At 66.7% G+C, this 15838-nt stretch carries 15 protein-coding genes and 2 pseudogenes; 1 reads left to right on the top strand and 16 read right to left on the bottom strand.

Translation table 11 applies throughout. The features are described from left to right. Positions 1-12: 12 nt before the first annotated feature. From AC50X9_RS10440 to AC50X9_RS10385, 12 genes and pseudogenes are all read right to left on the bottom strand, one after another. Positions 13-459: pseudogene (locus AC50X9_RS10440) on the bottom strand (VanZ family protein); the annotation flags it as partial. Further along, positions 456-1493 (bottom strand): glycosyltransferase family 4 protein, encoded by a 1038-nt coding sequence (locus AC50X9_RS10435; protein WP_494893201.1) that lies wholly within the window; start codon positions 1491-1493, stop codon positions 456-458. The gene AC50X9_RS10435 and the pseudogene AC50X9_RS10440, both read right to left, overlap by 4 nt. 220 nt (positions 1494-1713) lie before the next feature. Beyond that, positions 1714-2454 (bottom strand): glycosyltransferase, encoded by a 741-nt coding sequence (locus tag AC50X9_RS10430; RefSeq protein WP_494893453.1) that lies wholly within the window; start codon positions 2452-2454, stop codon positions 1714-1716. A 144-nt stretch (positions 2455-2598) separates the two neighbouring features. After that, positions 2599-2943, bottom strand: a pseudogene (locus AC50X9_RS10425) (glycosyltransferase family 4 protein); the annotation flags it as partial. A 3-nt stretch (positions 2944-2946) separates the two neighbouring features. Next, positions 2947-4404, bottom strand: coding sequence for an oligosaccharide flippase family protein (locus tag AC50X9_RS10420; RefSeq protein ID WP_494893199.1), 1458 nt, complete (start codon positions 4402-4404; stop codon positions 2947-2949). A 131-nt stretch (positions 4405-4535) separates the two neighbouring features. Next, a complete protein-coding gene (locus AC50X9_RS10415; RefSeq protein ID WP_494893197.1) occupies positions 4536-5675 on the bottom strand; it encodes a DegT/DnrJ/EryC1/StrS family aminotransferase in 1140 nt (379 codons plus the stop codon). Then, a complete protein-coding gene (locus AC50X9_RS10410) occupies positions 5672-6331 on the bottom strand; it encodes an acetyltransferase (protein ID WP_494893195.1) in 660 nt (219 codons plus the stop codon). The genes AC50X9_RS10415 and AC50X9_RS10410 overlap by 4 nt, the downstream gene beginning before the upstream one ends. Further along, a complete protein-coding gene (locus tag AC50X9_RS10405) occupies positions 6328-7452 on the bottom strand; it encodes a DegT/DnrJ/EryC1/StrS family aminotransferase (protein WP_494893451.1) in 1125 nt (374 codons plus the stop codon). Before AC50X9_RS10405 ends, AC50X9_RS10410 begins: the two co-directional genes overlap by 4 nt. 38 nt (positions 7453-7490) lie before the next feature. Beyond that, positions 7491-8486, bottom strand: coding sequence for an NAD-dependent epimerase/dehydratase family protein (locus AC50X9_RS10400; protein WP_494893193.1), 996 nt, complete (start codon positions 8484-8486; stop codon positions 7491-7493). Further along, positions 8483-9595, bottom strand: a complete 1113-nt coding sequence (locus AC50X9_RS10395; RefSeq protein ID WP_494893191.1) for a Gfo/Idh/MocA family protein — start codon at positions 9593-9595, stop codon at positions 8483-8485. The genes AC50X9_RS10400 and AC50X9_RS10395 overlap by 4 nt, the downstream gene beginning before the upstream one ends. A gap of 17 nt (positions 9596-9612) precedes the next feature. Further along, a complete protein-coding gene (locus AC50X9_RS10390; RefSeq protein ID WP_494893449.1) occupies positions 9613-11127 on the bottom strand; it encodes a sugar transferase in 1515 nt (504 codons plus the stop codon). 484 nt (positions 11128-11611) lie between these two features. Then, positions 11612-12550 carry a diacylglycerol/lipid kinase family protein gene (locus AC50X9_RS10385; RefSeq protein ID WP_494893190.1) on the bottom strand — a complete coding sequence of 313 codons (939 nt, stop codon included), beginning with the start codon at positions 12548-12550 and terminating at the stop codon, positions 11612-11614. Positions 12551-12779: 229 nt separating this feature from the next. Here AC50X9_RS10385 and AC50X9_RS10380 point away from each other — a divergent pair, with 229 nt between their 5' ends. Further along, positions 12780-13019, top strand: coding sequence for a hypothetical protein (locus AC50X9_RS10380; protein WP_494893189.1), 240 nt, complete (start codon positions 12780-12782; stop codon positions 13017-13019). A gap of 6 nt (positions 13020-13025) precedes the next feature. Here AC50X9_RS10380 and AC50X9_RS10375 read toward each other — a convergent pair whose 3' ends face one another. From AC50X9_RS10375 to AC50X9_RS10360, 4 genes are all read right to left on the bottom strand, one after another. Beyond that, complete coding sequence (locus AC50X9_RS10375) at positions 13026-13841, bottom strand: IclR family transcriptional regulator domain-containing protein (protein WP_494893188.1); 816 nt, start codon at positions 13839-13841, stop codon at positions 13026-13028. 65 nt (positions 13842-13906) lie between these two features. After that, positions 13907-14605, bottom strand: a complete 699-nt coding sequence (locus tag AC50X9_RS10370; RefSeq protein WP_494893187.1) for a 3-oxoacid CoA-transferase subunit B — start codon at positions 14603-14605, stop codon at positions 13907-13909. A gap of 1 nt (position 14606) precedes the next feature. Beyond that, the gene (locus AC50X9_RS10365) at positions 14607-15266 is read right to left on the bottom strand and encodes a 3-oxoacid CoA-transferase subunit A (RefSeq protein WP_494893186.1); all 660 of its coding nucleotides are present in this window, start codon (positions 15264-15266) and stop codon (positions 14607-14609) included. 3 nt (positions 15267-15269) lie between these two features. Further along, on the bottom strand, positions 15270-15838 hold a 569-nt coding region (locus AC50X9_RS10360; protein WP_494893184.1), incomplete at its 5' end, for a thiolase family protein.

Genomic DNA, 15838 nt, shown 5'->3' with positions numbered 1-15838 from the left:
CACGATTTGCACTGCCACGGCACCGAGCAATGCGCCCAGACTGTTGACGGCAACATCCCGCAGGCTGCCGTGGCGCTGGCTCAGCACCACGAGCTGAATCCCTTCGATGACAGCGGCGGTGGACAGGCCGGAGAGCACTGCCAGCCACCAGCGACGCTCTGGCACCAGTAGCGCGACCATCAGGCCCATAGGGATAAACAAGATGATGTTGGCCGCGATTTCGACGTCGTCGTAGTCGGTGCCCGCTGTTAAGGGGTGCCCCTGAAGAACGGTCAGGAGGTCGGCCAGCGCTCCTTCCCAGGCACGGTCCACCGGACTTGGCCAGAACCCGATCAACGCGAGCGCGGTCAGATACAGGACCAGGAGTGCGATGACGCCGTGGCGTGCAGCCGGGTAAAAGGCGATCGGGGCCGGCCTCCCGACCGCCCTCGTGCCTGAACGTTGCTCGAACCATTTCACGACGAAGTACCCGTCCGTTTTCCACCGGTACCGGTTCCGGCTCTGGTCGGTGGGGCTATTGCACCTTCCGGCTCGGCTATTCCCCGATGCCCTTCGCCGTGCTTCACGGCATGAGTGGATCGGCTGTCCATTACCGGAATCGACAAGGCAGAAAGAATCCTCCCAGCTACATTGGTCCACGAGGCGGTCGCCGCCGCCCGGGCGGCGGCTTCCCCCATCGCCCGGGCCCGCGAAGGGGCGGACAGTCGCACCATCGCCTCGGCAATGCTTCCGACGTCGGAGGGATCCACCGTCACTGCTCCGCTCCCGAGCAACTCCCAGGCCCCGCCGTTGGGGGTTGCGATTACCGGAAGGCCAGCAGATGCTGCTTCCAAATAGGAGATCGGCGACGGGTCGAATTTACTGGGAAGGACAAAGCAAGTGGCCACCGCATACAGCCGATCGAGGAGCTGTTGGCTGGCGGCGTCGTCCTTGGGTAGGAACCCGTGGTCGATAACGCCGGGAGCAACAATGTGCGGATGCTCCCCGACTACGTGCATCGTCGCCCCCGGGACGCGTTCGTAAACGCGAGAGAATGCTTCCAGTACCCGCTCACCGTTCTTACGCTGCCAGTCCACCCCGACGAAGAGGAAGATCGGTTTCGACCAATCCTTGTCGTCCGACGCGGCAGCGCGTGGCCGGTGTCCCATCCCGACAACGGCGATGCGGTTCTGCGGAATGTCATAGTCATCAGCGAAGGACCGGGCGGCCCATTGAGTACTTACGCAGCACACACTGGCTGCCCGGCTGGAGTCAGACTGCCGCCGGATCCACCTACGTACGTGCTCAGGCGGGAAACCTGCGTTCTTGATGTCGGAGCCAGGGTGGTCCCACATTTGCTGCAGAGTCCCGTCGTCGTACGTTGCGCACGGCATGCCCGCCCGGATTACGGCTGCTAGATCATACATTTCCGTACCCATCGCCACGACGGCATCCAGCGGAGCCGCTTGGTCGATACGCCTGGCCAGAATCGCGGTGCGCGCGACGTTCCTCACCAACATCCTGTCCATCACGGCCCCCCGGCGCCCCGTGACTCTGGACAGGACGGCCACTATTTCGTGAAGACCGTGCGGGATGTCCGCGCCCAAAGGAACAATTGTGACGCCTTGGCTGGCGAGCCCGCTCGAAAGTCCCTGCGGGGTCCCGGACCAGTTCCGGGGATCCACCGGATTCCGGACCGGATACAGTAGTCCGATTCTCATAACTTCTCCATCTCTAGATTGCCCGCCCCGACGCAAACCAACCGCGCGGACCCGGACCAACACGCGTGGTAGGGTCCGGTTTCCGCCGGAGTCGCACCTGCAGGTGTTCAATTTCCAGGGGGACGTCCCTGATCCACCTCTGGACTCCGGAGCTGCTGAGTGCCCGGTCGTAAACACTGACGAGGCGCTCGGTCATAGCCGGAAGCCCGAAGTTCTGCACGGCGAAGTCCCGGCCGTAGTGCCCCATCTCTGTGCGCAGCTGTCCGTCCGTTAGTAGAGCGTCAATGATCTTCCTCAGCTCGCCGACAGGATCCGGCATGGATTCTGGACTCCAGAAGCTGTTGCGGAAGAGTTCCGCCGAGTTGTCAGGCCTGAACATCCGGAACCAGCCGGCCTCACCGGCGACGACGAGGGCCTTGCCGAAAGCCAGGCTTCGCGCCGCAGAGCCGCCCATCCCGATAACCACGTCGGCGGCGGCGTAAGCGCGCCGTGGATCGGCTAACGGGCCGGCAAGAACCACCGCGCGTCGGTGCAGGTCAGCGTTTACTTTATCCGCGAGCGCACGGAGCCGATTTTCGGCGTCACCGGTGCCTACGACAATCAAATCCACCTTCGGGTTCGCGTTCGCACCGACGGCTTGGATCGTCAACTCGACAGCTGCGGCCTTCATATCCTCATCAAGGCGAGTGACCATAACCACGCGCAGATTCCCGGGGTCCAGGCCGAGCCCGTTGATGAAGGACGTCCCGGACACCGAATGGGAGTCATCCCTGGAGATATCGACTGGCGGACTGATCAGTGTCGTCCCTGCGCGCCAACAGAATTCTTCCTCCAAGTACTTAGTGCCCACAATTAGTTCTGTGTGCCGGGGAGTCATCGAATCAACAGCCATTTCGTACACGGTCTGCACCAGGGGTCGGCGCCCTAGAAGGCACGGTCCCCACCAGGCCGGACGGGATGTCCAGGACCCATAGACATGGACCAGATCAGCGTGGTGCGCCTTGGCAAGGCGCGCCATCGCAATTGCGCCGGAAACGGTACTTTGCGGACGATCCAGACTCGCCAGTTCCACACCGCGTTCGTTCGCGATGTCAAACAGCGAGGGTCCTCGGGGCAGCGTATCGGCAGGACCGACCAAATAGGATTCGTAGCCGTGTGCGGCTACTGAGGCTGCGAAATCCACAGCGTTGATCTGTGTGCCGCCCAGGGCGAGGCTATTCAGCTGAACCAATACCTTCGGCACGGTCTAGACCCACTTTCCGGCGCGTCCACGGCTTGTCCGGGAGCTAACTAGGTGCCGCCCCGTTCCCCGGGACGGCCGGGACCAGGCCACGGGGAACAGGGGCGCCAGGAGCCCCCACGTCAGGAACCCGTAAACGACGCCGCCGCAAAGACCTCCAATTGCGAGCTTGGCCAAATCCGGCGCCACCGGCCAGGTCACTAGCCCCGCGGCCATGCCTGCAGCCACGGATGCCAACGAGGGCCGGACCACAGATCGGAGGACCATCCCGGTGCGCGCACCGGTGGCTTTGCCCACTGCCCACAAGTAGGCGGGGAGGGTCACCGCACTAATCACCACGATGTGGGCGACGCCGATTCCGACCAGGCCTGCGATATGAATGCCTGCCGTTAGCGCCGGAAGCAGGATGACAAGAGCAGTGGCCTGAACCGCAAAAAGGACCCAAGTGCGGCCAGTGGAAATAACGACGTTCGCAAAGAGTAATCCTAGGACGGACACCACTCCGTAGAACGAAAGCACGCGCAACACCGGCCCGGCGTCTCCCCATTGGTCTCCGTATATCACCGCGACAAGAGGTGTGGCGAAAGTACAGGTGAACGCCGCGATTGGACAGGCAATTAGGGCGACAGTACGAGTGGCATGGGCTAGTGCCTGCGGGACGTCGCCGCCGTCACGCTTGACGCTTGAAAACGCGGGCAAGACGATTCCATTAAGGATGCTGCCGATAATGGCGGTCGACCACATGCAGATGTTGAAGGCAAGCATGTACAGGCCAACGTCCGCTGCGGACATCAACCTTCCGACGAAGACGTAGTCAACGTTCAGCAGAACCTGGCTCAATACATTGGCCAGCGCGAGCGGCCCACCAAATGCCAGCAGCGGCCTGAGATACGCCCGATTGAGACCAAATGGATATCTCTTTTGCACGCTTAGGAGCATCAGCAATCCGGCGACGAGGTGACCCGCAACCCGCGACCAGGCGAACGCCGCCGCGCCGTCACCGCTGAGTGCAACGAGAATCAGCACCGCACTGCCCGGAAGAAACGAGATCATGTTTGCCCGAAAGACAAGGTCCTGCCTGAACGTGCTCTGTAACTGCGCACCGGGGACAGCGAAGGGCCCGATCAGGGCGACACTGAGAGCCAAGATGCGGATCGGCCCCTCGGCTGCGGGCGACCCAAGAAAACCAGCGATGGCCCCGGCAAACAGGGTCATCAGCCCTGCAAGAAGCAGACTCGTCGTAACGGAAATGCTGACGATGGTTGGAGCTATTCTGTCGACGTCTAGGTCCGTTCGCGCGATCGCCGATGCAACGCCGAGCTCCGCAATGCTGATAAGAATGGCATGACATGTGACGGCCAGCGCGAAGACGCCTAGTTCGTCGGGGGCGACGATCCGCGCCACCACCGCCATCAGGACGATGTTGCTGAGGCGCAGGAGCAGGGTGCTGGCCCCGGCCCACATGGACCCCTTTCTGACATCCCCTACCAGGTCCAAAACTCGCCGCTGATCCTCAGCGGTGGAATCCGCGCTAGGTCCCTGAGCGAATGTGGCGGGAGTGCGAAGCTGCGGCAGCCTGTTCTGGGGTGCGGGCGTCATCGCGCCGGGCTTCGTGCAGGAAGCTGCAGCTGGTCCGCCACATACTGCTGCTGGGCCCCGCGGATGTGAGGGAAGATGGGCAGCGACAGGATCCCACGGGCGGCCTGCTCGGCGACCGGGAAGGAACCGGGACCGAGGCCCAGGTGCCGGTAGGCGGGGCTGAGGTGGACCGGAACGGGGTAGTGGACGCCGGCACCGATACCGGCCTGATTCAATGCGTCGAGCACACGGTCCCGTTCCGCGACCCGGATGACGTACAGATGCCAGACGTCGACGTTTCCCGGGGCGGTGCGCGGAAGCAGGACGCCCGGCAGGTCCTCCAGCAGTTCCTGGTAGCGGGCCGCGGCCCGCTGCCGCCGTTCGTTCCAGATTGCCAGCCTCCGCAGCTTGGCGTTGAGCACCACCGCCTGAATGGTGTCGAGGCGTGAGTTCATGCCGACCGCGTCGTGCTGGTACTTCCGCTCGCTGCCGTGCGCGCCCAGCATCCGCACCCGGGCTGCGACCCCGTCATCGGCTGTCAGCACGGCCCCGGCATCCCCGGCCGCGCCGAGGTTCTTGCCCGGATAGAAGCTCGTGCCTGCCGCCAGGCCCAGAGTGCCGGCGAAGCGGCCGTAGCGGGACGCACCCTGGGACTGGGCGGCGTCCTCGACAATCACGGCGCCGCAGGACTCCGCAATCGGGACGAGACGCTCAACAAAGGCCGTTTGCCCGAACAAGTGAACGGGAATGATGGCCTGCGTCCGTGGCGTCACAGCCGCCGCCACCATTTCGGGATCGATCAGCAGGTACTCCGGATCGACGTCGACCAGCACCGGCACCGCGCCCATCCGGCTCACGGCCTCGGCGGTGGCGATAAAGGTGTTGGCGGGGAGAATGACTTCCCCTCCGGCGGTGACTCCGGACGCGCGCAGCGCCAGTTCCAGGGCGTCAGTGCCGTTGGCGACCCCGACGCAATGTCCGGCGCCGAGGAACCGGGCATAGGACTGTTCGAAGTCGGCCACGGCGGGGCCGCCAATAAATGAGGTTCGCGCGAAGACTTCCTTCAGCCCGATCTCGACCTCGTCGGCGATCTCGTCCTGCTGGGCGCCCAAATCAACGAAGGGGACCGAAGTCCCGGCAGTCCTGGGCCCGGTCATCGCGCACCGCCCGCCGCAGCCGCTGCGGGTTCGAGCACCCGCGCCGGGACGCCGGCCCAGGTTTCGCCGTCGGGAACGTTAACCAAAACGGCGGCTCCCATTCCCACTCTCGAACCGCTGCCCACCCTGATTCCTTCGCGCACACTGGAGTTCATGCCCAGATACGCCGCGCGCCCGATCCGGACACCGCCGCCCAGCGATACGCCGGCGGCCAGCGTGGCGAAGTCCTCCACTACGTCGTCGTGGGTCAGCGTCACACCGGGCATCATCACGACATGGCTGCCGACAGTAATCCCGGCCGTCAGGGTGACATTGCCCAGCAGGATACTCCCGGGACCGATGTCGCAGCAGTACGGCACCCGCACCGAAGGGTCGACCACCGTCGCGAAACGGTAAGCCGGGAAGCCGAGGCCGGCGAGCCTGGCGGCCACCTTCTCGCGCCCCTTTCCGGCACCGATACAGATGACCACGCGGGCTTCCGGGTAACGGAGGGCGTGGCTTGCGGGGCCCACGATCGGGGCGCCGTCCACGGTGGACCCGACTTTGGATTCGTCGTCGTCAAGGACTCCGACGACGTCGAACTGGCCGTTTTCGCGGACGCAGGCGAGCACCTCTCGGGCCAGGCCGCTGGCGCCAATCATCAGGAGCTCAGTCATGATTTCCCCGCAGCCTTCACGATTGAATGGATGACCCGGGACTGCTCGTCCAGGGTCAGCTGGTGGTAAACCGGCAGAATCACGGTGCGGTCCGTGAGCCGTTCCGTCACGGAGAGGTCGGCGCCGCCGGTGTCCCGCCCCGCGTAGGCGCGTTGCCGGTGTGCGGCCATGATGCCCCGCCGGGCCGAGATGCCGTCCTGCGCCAGACGCTCCAGGAGTTCCTCACGCCCGAGCGCAAAGTTCGGCAGGACTTCGAACCAGAAGGACTGGAAATTGCTGGTGCCATACAGCGGGTCCTGGCTGAAGCGCAGCCCCTCGACCCCCGTGAGCGCCCTCCGGTAGCCGTCGGCGATGGCCCGGCGCCGGGAGACCGCCTCATCCAGCCGGCCTAGCTGCACGAGCCCGACGGCGGCCTGCATATCGGTCATCCGGTAGTTGAACCCGATCTCGCCGTATTCCTCGGGCGGTGCCAGGACGGTGGCGTGCCGGTCGTTCGCTGAGACGCTCATGGCGTGCTCACGGAGCTTCCGGGCCCGCGCCGCCCATGCCTCGTTGTTTGTGGTGAGCATTCCGCCCTCACCGGTGGTGAGGATTTTCCGGGGATGGAATGACCAGGCGGCGAGCTCGGCACCCGCTCCCACCGGCCGGCCCCGGTACGTGGAGCCCGCCCCGCACGCCGCGTCCTCGATGACGGTGATACCCAGTCCGTCACAGAGGGCGCGGATGGGATCGAGATCGACCGGCATGCCGCCCTGGTCAACCACGATTACGGCGCGGGTGGCGGGCGTCAGGGCGGCGGCGAGCGTTCGCGCGGACACGTTCCCGGTGTCCGCCTCGACGTCGGCGAAGACCGGCCTGGCCCCAACGTAGGTGACCGCATTGGCGGTGGCGATGAAGGAGAAGGAGGGCACCACCACGTCGTCGCCGGGTCCGAGGCCGGCCACGGTCAGGGTAAGGTGCAACGCGGTGGTGCAGTTGGAGACCGCCACGGCGTAGCGCACCTGCTGCGCGGCGGCGAAGGCTTCCTCGAAGCGCGCCACCCGCGGTCCCTGCGCCACCCAGCCGGAGGCGATCACCTCGGCCACGGCCTCGGCTTCCTCGGCCCCAAGCCACGGCTTCATCACGTTGATCCGGCCCAGGGCTTGGTCGTGACTGACCGTCACCGCGCACCTCCGACCCTGGCGTCGGAAATTTCAGTGCGCAGCGGCCGCCACCAGTCGACCAGTTCGCGCAGGCCTTCCTCAAGTCCGGTTTCGGCACTGAATCCCAGGTCGTGCCTGGCCGCGGTGGTGTCCGCCTGGCGCCGGACAACACCGTTGACGGCCCGCTCCGGGCCGTGCTCCACGTGCAGCTCGGAATCCATGGCCCGCAGCAGCGCCTCCGCGAGTTCCAGCAGGCTGGTCTCGGCACCGCTGGCGATGTTGTACACGCCCTCGTCCACATCGCTGCCCGCGGCCAGGATATTGGCCCGGGCCACGTCCCGGGTGTGGACGAAATCCATGGTCTGCTGGCCGTCGCCGAAAATCAGCGGCGGCAGCCCGTCCTCGATCCGCTCCATCCAGCGCACCAGCACTTCGGTGTAAAGGCCATGGACGTCCATCCGCGGTCCGTACACGTTGAAGTAGCGCAGCAGCACGTAGTCCAGGCCGGACATCGCGCGGAAGCTGCGGGCCATGGCTTCGTTAAAGGACTTGGCCGCGCCGTAGAACGTGTCGTTGTTGTAGTGGTGGTGGCGTTCGGTGGTGGGAAACGTCTCCGCCATGCCATAGACCGAGGCGCTGGAGGCCGCCACGAGCTTGCCGACCCGCTGGGCCGACGCGGCCTCAAGCACGTTGAACGTCCCGTCCACCAGCACCTCCAGGGCCAGCCGGGGTTCCTCGGCGCACTGGGTGATCCGGATGGCCGCCTGGTGGAACACGATATCCTTGCCCCGGCTCAGGTCGTGGACCAGGTCCCGGTCGCGGAGGTCCCCTTCGACAAGCTGGACCCGCCCGGCGGCGATGGCGGGGTCCAGGTTGGCGCGCCGGCCCCGGACCAGGTTGTCCAGCACGTCGATCCTGCCGGCACCGGCGTCGAGCAGGTGGTCCACGACAGTGGAACCGATGGTCCCGGCTCCGCCCGTGACCAGGACCTGTGCTCCTTGCAGGATGCTCATCTGCTTGCCTCCAGTTGCGGTTCGTTTCCGACGACGATGCTGGCTTTGCCGTCAGCGCTGAGGCTGTCGCTGACGGCCTCCAGCACGGACAGCACCCGCAGACCGGAGGCGCCGCTGGTCCGGGCGGGCCGCTGCTGCCAGATGCTGTTCGCGAATTCAGCCACCATCTGGCCAAGCGCCTCGTATTCGGGCAGCGCGGGCGACCATGTGTCGCCCAGCCGGTAGGAGATGGCGGAGGTCCTGCGGTCAGCTGCCGAACGGGAGTCCCGGTCAAGGCTGACGCCGCGGTCATAGACGCTTAGCCGCTGCTGGGGATTCAGGTCATCCCAGACCAGCGTCCGCCGGGAACCGCCCACCACGAGCTGGCGGATCTTGGTCGGGCTCAGCCAGTTGACATGGACGTGGACCATGCCGTCGTTGGGAAGCGCGAAGGTCAGGTGCCCGACGCAGGCCCGGCCCGTCCCCAGCGGGTCTGCGCCGTGCGCTGTCACGTCCACCGGCCGCAGCCCATCGGGAAGCACGAAGTCGAGAATGGACAGGTCATGCGGCGCGAGGTCCCAGAAGACGTCCACGTCCGGCTGCACAAGCCCCAGGTTAATCCGGACCGAGTCGATGAACAGAATCTCGCCGAGCGATCCGTCGGCGATCAGCTCCTTGATCTTCAGCACCGCCGGGGTATAGCAGTAGGTGTGGTCTGCCATCAGGACCAGACCGCGTCCCTCCGCTTCATCCACCATTTCCCGTCCCTTGACCCGGCTGTCGGCCAGCGGTTTCTCGACCAGCACATGTTTTCCTGCCTGCAGCGCCGTCAGGGCGATGCCGTGGTGTGTGTGGGCCGGCGTCGCAATCGCAACGGCGTCGACGTCGGCCGTGTCGAGCAGTTCGTCAATGGACCTGAAGACCGGCACCCGGCCCTGGGCGGCGGCGAGCTTGGCAGCCCTGGCCTGGTCCAGGTCAACGATTCCGGCCAGTTCCCAGTGCGGACTTGCGGTGAAGTTCCGGGCCAGGTTCGGCCCCCAGTAGCCCGCACCGATGACGGCTACCCGCAGTGGCCCGCCGGCTGCTCCCCGGTCCAGGCCGCGTGAGTACCCCGAACGTGTTTCATTCATTGTGTTTCCTCACTCAGTCAGTACGCGCCAACAGGCACGCACATCGCCTTGAAGGTGCGCCACATGATGATGACGTCGCCCATGATTGACCAGTTTTCGACGTAATAGAGATCCAGGCGCACGGCCTCGTCCCAGGGCAGGTCCGATCGCCCGTTGACCTGCCATAGCCCGGTAATCCCCGGTTTGATCAGCAGCCGGCGGTGCGTGTGCCGTTCGTAGCCGCCGACCTCGCGCTGCAGTGGCGGGCGGGGCCCGACCAAACTCATTTCCCCGGACAGGACGTTCCAGAGCTGCGGCAGTTCGTCCAGTGAGTACTTGCGCATCCAGCGTCCGCAGCGGGTCACCCGGGGGTCGTTGCGCATCTTAAACAGCACGCCGGCCCCGTCATTCTGGGCTCCGAGCCCGGCCAGCGCGGTTTCGGCATCCGTCACCATGGACCGGAACTTGACCATCCGGAACGGCTTTCCGGCCTTGCCGGCCCGCTCCTGCAGGAACAGGACGTGTCCCGGGCTGTCGAGTTTGACGATGATCGCCAGTGCGAGCAGAAGCGGGGACAGCAGGACGAGGGCGGCAGCGGCGACCATGATGTCCATCAGCCGTTTGAACGCATGTTTGGCGCCGCTGTACCGCGGCACATCCACGTGCATCAGCGGCAGCCCTTCCACCGGAAGCCAGTGGATCCGGGGCCCGGCAACGTTGGTCAGGGATGAGGCCAGGACCAGTTCCGCCCTGTGCTCTTCAAGCCCCCAGCCCAATTCGCGGATGTACTGGTTGCCGCCAGGTACGGGGCCTGCCACGATGACAGCCTCGGCGCCACAGAGGCCAACCGTCCGCACGACGTCATCCGTGGAGGAGAGGACCGGCACCCGGCGGCCGTCGACGTCGAACCACGTCCCCCGCCGCCCGCCCGGCAGCGCAACCCCAAGTATGTCGTAGACGGCGCCGGACTTCTTGGCGATCCGCTTGAGCACGTAGCGCACATCCTCGGCCTGGCCAATGACAACCGCCCTGACGAGGTACTGGCCCTGGGCCTGCCGCGCGTTGTACCAGCGGCGGGCAAGCCAGCGGCTGCCGGGCAGCAGGACCAGGCCCAGCGGGAGCGATACGAGGTAGAACGCGGACGCGGGCTGGACGCGGAAGACCACCAGGCCGACGGCGAGCAAGCCAAAGACCGCGCTGCTGGCAGCGGCCACGCGTTTGTATTCACTGGTCCCGACGCCCAGGATCTTCGGGTCGCGGGTGCGGTAAAGGCTCAGGGCTGCGATCCACAGCACGCCGAGGACGGCTGCGATGACGGCGCCGTTGTGGTCGGCTGCGGCGCCTGAGAAGGGCTGGCCGCCATCGGTGTGGATGAGGAAGCCGGCCAGGACAAAGACGGCGACCAGCAGCGAATCGGTACCCCGCAGCAGGCGGCGCAGGAACAGCGCCCATTCCCGGCCGGAGAGTCTGGCCCGGGCCGGCGGCGCGGCAGTGTCGGCCGCCGTGGGGCGTCCGGTTGGGCGTCCGGGGCGCGGCCGCCGCTGGGCCGCCAGGACCGCCGGGTTGCCATGGCCGGTGTGGACTGTGCTGAGGATGTGGGCGGTGTGGGTTGCGTAGGCGAGGTCGGCCAGCGTGCTCCCGGACCGCCCGGCACTGTGGCCGGCGCTGGGGAGGGTCAGTTCGAGTGGCCTGCCCTCGACCGGGGGTGTCACGGTCGCCTGCAAGAGTCGGTGTGCCGGACGTCAGCCGGGGCTGCATCCGGGTTAAAAGACGCTGTCCGGTCATTCGGCCGGACAAGCGGGGCGACAAGGAACCAGCGGGCCATTGCGACTCCCTCCAAAAGGCAATTGGCTGCATCGTTTGATGCCTGAGCCAATCAAAGTTGGTGGGAGAACCACGGTCACGCGTGGTAGCTACCTGCCTTTGCGCCCGGCCCCGGAGGGCAGGATCCGGGTAGTACTCACTACCCGGACCTGCTCCTCAATGCTGGCGCCGGTAATCGGTCGGCAGGTATCCCCGCGGGCCGGCGGCGCGTGTTTAGCCGGCCATTCGAATCTTCAGGGCGTCCCGCTCGACGGTGACGGCCAGATGCGTTCCGGTGCCGAGGTGGTCGCCGTCGAGCTGGAACTCCTGTTCATGTTCCAGCGTGATTTCGGCGGATTTGCCCTGGAAGTACTCCACGGATTCGGTCTCCTGCTTGTTCCGGCCGAAGATCCCGGCGACGACGCCCAACCAGCCGAGCCGCCCGCGGGGGGCCAGGATCAACAGATCCAGGGCACCGTCGTCGATTTTGGCGTCCGGGAAGATTTCGACTCCGCCCATGATCCGGCCGCAATTGCCGATCATGACGCTGCGGATCCGGCGGCGGACCGGTTCCCCGCCGTCAACACTGATCTGCGCCTTCACCGGTTTACCGGGGAGCTTGCGGATGCCGGCCTCGACGTACGCGAGCCAGCCCATGCGGTCCTTCAGCACGTCAACGGTGTCGGCCATGATGGCGGCGTCGTAGCCCAGACCGGCCATGACCAGGAAGACCTGATCGTCGTCCGCGTGATCAAGCCGGGCCCTGACGACGTCGATCGCTTGTTCGCTTCCGTTGAGCACGTCATAGCAGGCCGAGACCGGGTCGGTGATGTCCACCCCAAGGTTGCGCGCCAGCAGGTTGCCGGTTCCCAGCGGGACCAGTCCCATTGGCGTTCCGGTGCCGGCGAGCACCTCCCCGACGCAGCGCACGGTTCCGTCGCCGCCGGCCGCGATCACGACGTCGACCCCAGCTTCCAGCGCCTGGCGTGCCTGACCGGTTCCCGGGTCTTCAACGGTGGTTTCCAGCCAGAGCGGCTCGGCCCAGCCCTGCGTCTCGCAGAGCCTGACGATGGCGCCCTGAAGCGCCGGACCACCGGATTTGGCGGGGTTGATGATGACGGCTGCGCGTCTGGCCTGTGTTGGGCTGTCCGGCGCGGGATCGTTCTCTGGCATGGCGTCCTTCGATGGCGGGATGGCGGAGGGTGTCCGAAGTGAAATCCTAGCGGGGATCCGCGCGTAACTTCGGGAACAGCGGGTGCGAACCGTGGACGTCCGCGCGCCGCGGTCACTAGACTGGCCATGCTCAAGTACTGGAGCCTGCCGGCGTGCACCAATCTGCCGGCGGGCCGCCTGTCCGGATAAGCCTGACAGGATGCGCGCCAGGGGCGGGAAGCGGGAGCACATGTCCGAACCACAGGAGAACTACTCGGCCGAGGCCGAGGCGTCCAGCAGGGACCCCCACGACTGGGGCCGGGCCATGGCGCTGGCCGTCACAAGGCTGGCCGAGCAGATCGCTCCGGCGGACAGCGAGGACATCCATGCCGCGCTGGTGGGCAAGGACCTGCACCTCAATATCCGTGACGACGCCGGTGGGGTCACTATCACGGTCTCCACGGCGCCGGCGCCGGGCCCCGCCAGCTGAGTCGCGCTAGCGGCCGGAGGACAGGTCCGCGGAGATGAGTTCGGCGGTGGCCACGGTTGCTTCCCGCACCGAGTCCAAGTAGGCGTCCGGGTCCGGACGGCTCGCGACCGACTGGGCCTGCAGTGACACGTTGATTGCAGCGACCACCTTGGGTCCGTCATGGACCGGCGCGGCGACGGACATCAGCCCGAGCTCCAGCTCCTGGTTCAGCAGGCACCAGCCCTGGGCCCTGACGCGGGCCAGCTCCGCCAGCAGTTCCCCCGGCGTTCCGATGGCCAGCGGCGTCAGGGGCCGGATCTCTGTCCGGGCCAGGTAGTCCTCCAGCTGGGCGGGCGGCAGCGCCGCCAGCAGCACCCGGCCCATCGAGGTCGCGTACGCCGGGAAGCGGGTGCCGACGGTGATGCCGACGGCCATGATCCGGCGCGTCGCAACCCGGGCGATGTAGGCGATGTCCGTGCCTTCCAGTACGGCGGCCGACGTCGACTCCCCCAACTGGTGGGACAGTGCCTCGAGGTGGGGCTGGGCAAGCTGCGGCAGCGACAGTCCCGACAGGTAGGCGTAGCCGAGCTGCAGCACTTTGGCGGTCAGGGCGAAGATCTTGCCGTCGGTGCGGACGTATCCCAGCTCCACCAGCGTGTACAGGAAGCGCCGCGCCGTGGCGCGGGTGAGGTCCGTCCGGGCCGCCACCTCGGTCAGGGTCATCTTCGGATGGTCGGTGTCGAAGGCGCGGATCACCGCCAGCCCGCGCGCCAGGGACTGTACGTACTGGTCACTGGCGGCGGGCGCGCCACCTGCCCTGGCGCCCTTTACTGCTTCAATCATTTCCATGCCTCTCGGTTCCGCACCCACTGTATCCGTGCGCGGCATCCCTGCGCGCGGGCTCAGCTTCAGGCGGCGGACACGGCCGTGAGCGGCACCGGAACCATGTCCTGCAGCTCCTCGAGCGTGCAGCCGAACGTTTCCCGGACCTGCACCCCGCCGGGCCCGGTCAGGAAGACCGCCTTGTCGGTGTAGACCCTGGTGACGCAGCCGATGCCGGTCAGCGGGTAGGTGCACGCCTCGACAAGCTTGGACGCGCCTTCACGGGTCAGCAGTGTCATCATCACGAAGACGTCCTTGGCGCCGGTCGCGAGGTCCATGGCCCCGCCGACCGCCGGGATCGCGTCCGGCGCGCCGGTGTGCCAGTTGGCGAGGTCGCCCGTTGCGGAGACCTGGAAGGCTCCCAGCACGCAGATGTCCAGGTGGCCGCCGCGCATGATCGCGAACGAGTCGGCGTGGTGGAAGTAGGAAGCCCCCGGCAGTTCCGTCACCGGGATCTTGCCGGCATTAATGAGGTCGCCGTCGATCTGGTCCCCGGTGGCCTCCGGTCCCATGCCCAGCATGCCGTTCTCGGTGTGGAGCGTGATGTTCTGCTCCGGCTCGAGGTAGTTCGACACCAGGGTGGGCTGGCCGATGCCGAGGTTCACGAAGGAACCGGGCTTGATGTCCCGGGCCACGAGGCGGGCCAGGTCGTCGCGGCCCAGGGGCGTCCCGGAAGTCTGGATGCCCGCCAGGGTGGCCGGCTGGCCGTTGGAATTGACGCTCATTTCAGGCCACCTTCACAATGCTGTTGACGTAGATTCCGGGGGTCACGATGATCTCCGGGTCGAGGTCCCCGGTCGGGACAATTTCGGTGACCTGGACCACGGTGTGCTTGGCCGCGGCGGCCATGATCGGGCCGAAGTTGCGTGCAGTCTTGCGGTAGACGAGGTTTCCCTTGCCGTCGGCCTTGAGCGCCTTGATCAGCGCGACGTCGGCGTGGATGGGGGTCTCGAAGACCTGGCCGCGGCCGTCCAGGATGCGGGTTTCCTTGCCTTCGGCCAGCATGGTGCCGTACCCGGTGGGCGTGAAGAACCCGCCGATGCCGGCGCCGGCGGCGCGGATCCGCTCGGCCAGGTTGCCCTGCGGCACGAGTTCCAACTCGATCTCGCCGGCGTGAAACTTGGCGTCGAAGTGCCAGGAGTCTGACTGCCGGGGGAAGGAGCAGATCATCTTCTTGACCCGGCCTTCCTTGATCAGCAGCGCGAGGCCCTGGTCGCCCTGGCCGGCGTTGTTGTTGACGACTGTGAGGTCCTTGGCGCCGCAGTCCATCAGCGCGTCGATCAGTTCGAACGGCTGCCCGGCGTTGCCGAACCCGCCGATCATCACGGTGGAGCCGTCCCTGATGCCGGCGACGGCCTCGTTGACGCTCTCTAAGAAGTTCAACATGTCCTAGCCCTTTACTGTTGCTGTTGTTGCCGACGGTGCTGTTGCCCGCTGTGTTGTTGCCCGCGGGGCGGCTGGGGTGACGTTTTCGAGGACGACGGCGAGGCCCTGGCCGACGCCGATGCAGATCGCGGCGACGCCCCAGCGTTCGCCGGAGGCCTGCAGGGACCGGGCCAGGGTGCCGAGGATCCGGCCGCCGGAGGCGCCGAGCGGGTGGCCCATCGCGATCGCGCCGCCGTGCCGGTTCACGATGCCCGGGTCGATGCCCCAGGCGGTGACGCAGGCCAGGGACTGGGCGGCGAACGCCTCGTTCAGTTCGACGGCGCCGACCTGGTCCCAGCCGATCCCGGCCTTGGCGAGGGCCTTGTTCGCGGCCTCCACCGGGGCGTAGCCGAAGAACTGCGGATCGTTCGCGTGCGCGCCGCGCCCCGCGATCCGCGCCAGCGGTTCCAGGCCCAGCAGCCCGGCGGCCTTCTCGGACCCGAGCCAGGCCGCGGACGCCCCGTCCGAAAGCGGGGACGCGTTCCCGGCCGTGACCGTGCCGTCCTCGGTCCGGAACACCGTCTTGAGGCCGG

This window comes from Pseudarthrobacter sp. HLT1-3 (assembly GCF_059383535.1).
This window is presented reverse-complemented; position numbering and strand designations above follow the sequence as displayed.

Coding starts and splice junctions, on each gene's coding strand:
- AC50X9_RS10420 (WP_494893199.1), bottom strand. CDS start 4,404: ATGTGGGCCGGGGCCAGCACCCTGCTCCTGCGCCTCAGCAACATCGTC.
- AC50X9_RS10410 (WP_494893195.1), bottom strand. CDS start 6,331: ATGACTGAGCTCCTGATGATTGGCGCCAGCGGCCTGGCCCGAGAGGTG.
- AC50X9_RS10400 (WP_494893193.1), bottom strand. CDS start 8,486: ATGAGCATCCTGCAAGGAGCACAGGTCCTGGTCACGGGCGGAGCCGGG.
- AC50X9_RS10375 (WP_494893188.1), bottom strand. CDS start 13,841: ATGATTGAAGCAGTAAAGGGCGCCAGGGCAGGTGGCGCGCCCGCCGCC.
- AC50X9_RS10415 (WP_494893197.1), bottom strand. CDS start 5,675: ATGACCGGGCCCAGGACTGCCGGGACTTCGGTCCCCTTCGTTGATTTG.
- AC50X9_RS10385 (WP_494893190.1), bottom strand. CDS start 12,550: ATGCCAGAGAACGATCCCGCGCCGGACAGCCCAACACAGGCCAGACGC.
- AC50X9_RS10370 (WP_494893187.1), bottom strand. CDS start 14,605: ATGAGCGTCAATTCCAACGGCCAGCCGGCCACCCTGGCGGGCATCCAG.
- AC50X9_RS10380 (WP_494893189.1), top strand. CDS start 12,780: ATGTCCGAACCACAGGAGAACTACTCGGCCGAGGCCGAGGCGTCCAGC.
- AC50X9_RS10405 (WP_494893451.1), bottom strand. CDS start 7,452: ATGAAGCCGTGGCTTGGGGCCGAGGAAGCCGAGGCCGTGGCCGAGGTG.
- AC50X9_RS10365 (WP_494893186.1), bottom strand. CDS start 15,266: ATGTTGAACTTCTTAGAGAGCGTCAACGAGGCCGTCGCCGGCATCAGG.
- AC50X9_RS10395 (WP_494893191.1), bottom strand. CDS start 9,595: ATGAATGAAACACGTTCGGGGTACTCACGCGGCCTGGACCGGGGAGCA.